We start from the raw sequence: 3,808 nt of genomic DNA on the forward strand, positions 1-3,808 counted from the left end.
TTAAAACTCATGATGTTGACCGAATTATTGAAGAGGTTCTTCACCTTAGCAAAGACTTTATGACTGAGAAACAATCTGGCTTCTATGGCTACGTTGGCACGTACGAACTGGACTATATCAAAGTCTTTTATTCTGCGCCAGATGATAACAGAGGTATTTTGATAGAAATGTCCGGTCAAGGTTGCCGTCAATTTGAGTCCTTCTTGGAATGCCGGAAGAAAACATGGTACGACTTCTTTCAAGATTGCATGGCGCAAGGCGGTTCATTTACTCGCTTTGATTTGGCGATTGATGATAAAAAGACGTACTTTTCTATACCGGAATTGTTAAAAAAAGCCCAAAAGGGCGAATGTATTTCACGCTTTAGAAAATCCGACTTCAATGGCTCCTTTGATCTATCTGATGGCATTACAGGAGGGACGACAATATATTTCGGTTCTAAAAAGTCAGAAGCGTACCTTTGCTTTTATGAGAAAAACTATGAACAAGCAGAAAAGTATAACATTCCGTTAGAAGAACTAGGCGATTGGAATCGTTATGAATTGCGGTTGAAAAATGAACGTGCACAAGTGGCTATAGATGCTTTATTGAAAACAAAGGATTTAACCTTAATCGCTATGCAAATCATTAATAACTATGTAAGGTTCGTTGATGCTGATGAAAACATCACTAGAGAGCATTGGAAAACGAGCCTTTTTTGGTCTGATTTTATAGGTGATGTTGGGAGACTTCCTTTGTACGTTAAACCACAAAAAGACTTCTATCAGAAATCAAGAAATTGGCTTCGTAACTCTTGTGCTCCCACTATGAAAATGGTGTTTGAAGCTGATGAACATTTAGGGAAAACCGATCTGTCAGATATGATTGCAGAAGCTGAACTGGCAGACAAACATAAAAAAATGTTAGATGTATATATGGCTGATGTTGCTGACATGGTCGTTTAAAAACAAACTGCTAAACCTTTAATAAACACAGGTGATGCGATTAAACGTATGTGTCAACGGTACCGGAACGAAGTGAGGATAAGGAGTTGACATATTCAGCGCCACCAAAACCCTCTTGGCATTGAACAAACAACCGTTTGTTCCTGCCTACCGGCGAGGGAGTCCCCCGATGATTCGGGGGAATAGGGGGATAGATTAACAGCAATCCAACGGGCTTCCGTTGGTGGGTTTGGGTGAAACCCAAGAACTTAATTCAATATAAGGATGGTGAATATGTTACTTGCGATATTTTTTGTAATCGTGAGTTTACTTGGCGGCGGTCTCTTATTCCTTTTGATATATCCTAAGCTTCAAAGTTTGGCTGACCGTTATAGTTGGACAGAAAATACGATTTTTATTATGGCTGTATCTGTGACAGTGGTAGCTTCAATGTTCGGTCTAATTTCTGAAAGTGTTAATTCTGATGTCATTGCAAAGGTAATGTATTTTACCTTTGTTTTTTTATGGGGTTTTTCAATATGCGTAGGCGTTTTTCTAAGAGAACGTTAAGGGGGAAATCAGATGTTTAACATTAATCTGTTGAATCAGGCCCGACTAGAGAGTGATTTGGAGTCTCTTGGCTGTTTGGAAATTGCTGAGGAATTGATTGAAAAAATGATGGAGGATGTCTTTTACAGCGATGTAGCCCAAAGGGTCATAGTCCAAACTCTTGCGGTTATAGATAATGTGAATGCCAAACTTCAAGCCACATTCAACATACTGGAGGATGAAGACCCTGAGACAGATGAAAGAATTGTGGAATTTGAGGGAATTAGCTACTACCAATAAGGGGTGAAAATGTGCGGTGTCTGCTGTAGACAAACGATTCAGAAGCTTAGGTTTTAATGTGGGTATTCCCTCTTTAGTTTTTGTAAGGAGTTTAAGCAGAGATTGCATGTTGGTTGTCGAGGGCGAACGAGTAAAAGGGTTTGCAGAGTATCGTTACACATTCTATAAGACAAGATACTTGCCGGACGGTCGAATGACTAGCTTAAAGGTTTATATGGAGAATCAAAGCATAAAAAGGGTGTTACATCGTGTAGCATCCTTTTTATCTTTCTTGGAAAGAACGAAACAAATTGAACAGAAGGAGTGTGAAAAAGTTGCTCAATAAAGAAATTGGCTCTGATAAGAAGGAAGAATCCTTTTTTCGGTCTGCTTTTCAAAAACTGAAACGAATTGAAAGACCGGAAAAAGACAGACAGAAAGTTCCTCGTGACAGGTCAAAGCTGATAGCCGTCACATTATGGTCTTGTGTAGGGGGCTTGCTGTTTATCTGTCTGCTTGCTGTGCTTCTGTCAATTAATACTCGGTCCCAACTTAATGACATGAAAGACGAAGCGAATAAGCCAACAAATGATGATAAACAAAAAATTTCGGTGACTGCTGCTGAAAACTTTCTGTCAGGGTTCATCAATGAATATGTGAATGTGAAGAACGATCAAGAATCTATTGAAAAACGAATGCAGAGCCTTGAAAGCTATATGGTTAAACAAGAGGATAACCATTTTGAAGATGAAGAACGTTTCAATGTGGATGGTTTAAAAGGTGATCGAGAGTTGAAAGATTACAGCCTATATAACGTGAAAGAAGGTGATAAAAACAGCCTTTTTCAATATAAGGTCACATATGAAAATCTATACCCTGTAGAAAAGGAAGTTGAAAAAGAAGTTAAAGACGGAAAGAAGAAAAAGAAGGTGAAAGAAAAGGTTAAAACAAACGAGAAGTCTGAAAAACAAATGTTGCTGAATATTCCAGTCATAAATAAAGGTGATTCCTTTGCGGTGTCTGCTGTCCCTTACTTTACACAGATTTATGATCTGAAAGGCAATATTGCTTCTGAGAGTAAAGAAGAAACTAGAGACGAATATGCAGGCGAGAAAAAAGAATCTATCGAATCATTCCTTCATACTTTCTTTGAGAAATACGCTTCTGAAAAGAAAGAAGAAATGGTTTATATGATGAAAAAGCCGGAAGCATTGGAAGGAAACTTGTTATTTGGGGAAGTGCAGTCAATGAAAATCTTCGGGACGAAAAAAGGTTTCGAGGTTTTTTGTGCTGTTCGATTTAAGGAAAAAGAAAATGATATTCCGGTAAATGAAAAATTTAGTTTAGAGATTACGGAAAACAGCGGTCAGTTTTATGTAAATAAACTCAAACATCAATAGGAGGTTTAAATATGGATTTCATGAATTTCTTTATTCTTGGCGCAGACCTTCCAACACTTGGAGGGGTAAAAGGATGGGCATCAGATGTTGTTGTCCAATTCATTACGATCGTGGTCATGTTCATAGCCGCAAAGCATCTTACTAAATTAAAAATGGGCGGAATTATTTTTGTCTGCTGTATTGGTAGTGCGGTGACTTGGATTATTAAACATTGGTCAGAATTCTCCGGCTGGATCAATGCACTAATGGAAAAATTGTAAGGGGGCATTTGGATGAGTCGTCTGGTGTTCAACTATCGGAAGGCGATGAGAGAGCCGAAAAAGATTCAGCAATTAACCGACAACTATTCATTACCTTTTGCAGTTGAATTAATACCGGCTATTAACTACTTCATTTTTGTAGGTATCTGCTTTGGATTTTGGTACGGCGTGAGGATGATTTTTCCTCACGCTTTTGATAACAGTTTCGTCATCGTGATTTTTGGAATACCGATTTTTTTAACAATGCTTGTTACAAAAATAAAGCCAGAAGGAAAAAACATCTATTTATACTTCTTTGATTTTGCAAAGTATTACTTCTTCATCAAGCTTCCACAAAAGAAGTTTTGTAATGACCGAAAGGTTGATTTAAGTAATGAAAAACAAATTGAGTTTCGAA

Annotated in this window: 7 protein-coding genes; all 7 read left to right on the plus strand. The window is 37.8% G+C overall.

Features of this window, described 5'->3' with window-relative positions; all coding sequences use genetic code 11:
- Positions 1-944, plus strand: a 944-nt coding sequence (gene nicK / locus MOF34_RS04925; RefSeq protein ID WP_268398838.1) for a DNA relaxase NicK, incomplete at its 5' end; no start/stop codon positions are given.
- A gap of 273 nt (positions 945-1,217) precedes the next feature.
- On the plus strand, positions 1,218-1,493 hold the full coding sequence (locus MOF34_RS04930) for a hypothetical protein (RefSeq protein ID WP_069963996.1): 276 nt from the start codon (positions 1,218-1,220) through the stop codon (positions 1,491-1,493).
- 12 nt (positions 1,494-1,505) lie between these two features.
- On the plus strand, positions 1,506-1,772 hold the full coding sequence (locus tag MOF34_RS04935) for a hypothetical protein (protein WP_268398839.1): 267 nt from the start codon (positions 1,506-1,508) through the stop codon (positions 1,770-1,772).
- A 16-nt stretch (positions 1,773-1,788) separates the two neighbouring features.
- Entirely contained in the window at positions 1,789-2,097 is a 309-nt protein-coding gene (locus tag MOF34_RS04940) for a hypothetical protein (RefSeq protein ID WP_268398840.1), read from the plus strand.
- Positions 2,087-3,151 carry a conjugal transfer protein gene (locus MOF34_RS04945; RefSeq protein ID WP_268398841.1) on the plus strand — a complete coding sequence of 355 codons (1,065 nt, stop codon included), beginning with the start codon at positions 2,087-2,089 and terminating at the stop codon, positions 3,149-3,151. Before MOF34_RS04940 ends, MOF34_RS04945 begins: the two co-directional genes overlap by 11 nt.
- A gap of 11 nt (positions 3,152-3,162) precedes the next feature.
- Entirely contained in the window at positions 3,163-3,411 is a 249-nt protein-coding gene (conC, locus tag MOF34_RS04950; RefSeq protein ID WP_019716382.1) for a transposon conjugation system subunit ConC, read from the plus strand.
- 12 nt (positions 3,412-3,423) lie between these two features.
- On the plus strand, positions 3,424-3,808 hold a 385-nt coding region (locus MOF34_RS04955; RefSeq protein WP_268398843.1), incomplete at its 3' end, for a conjugal transfer protein.

Source organism: Bacillus sp. T17B1 (assembly GCF_026796395.1).
GTDB lineage: Bacteria > Bacillota > Bacilli > Bacillales > Bacillaceae > Bacillus > Bacillus spizizenii_A.

What these genes read in the sequence shown, in the direction of transcription:
- MOF34_RS04930 (WP_069963996.1), top strand. Translation starts at nt 1,218, where the DNA reads ATGTTACTTGCGATATTTTTTGTAATCGTGAGTTTACTTGGCGGCGGT.
- MOF34_RS04935 (WP_268398839.1), top strand. Translation starts at nt 1,506, where the DNA reads ATGTTTAACATTAATCTGTTGAATCAGGCCCGACTAGAGAGTGATTTG.
- conC (WP_019716382.1), top strand. Translation starts at nt 3,163, where the DNA reads ATGGATTTCATGAATTTCTTTATTCTTGGCGCAGACCTTCCAACACTT.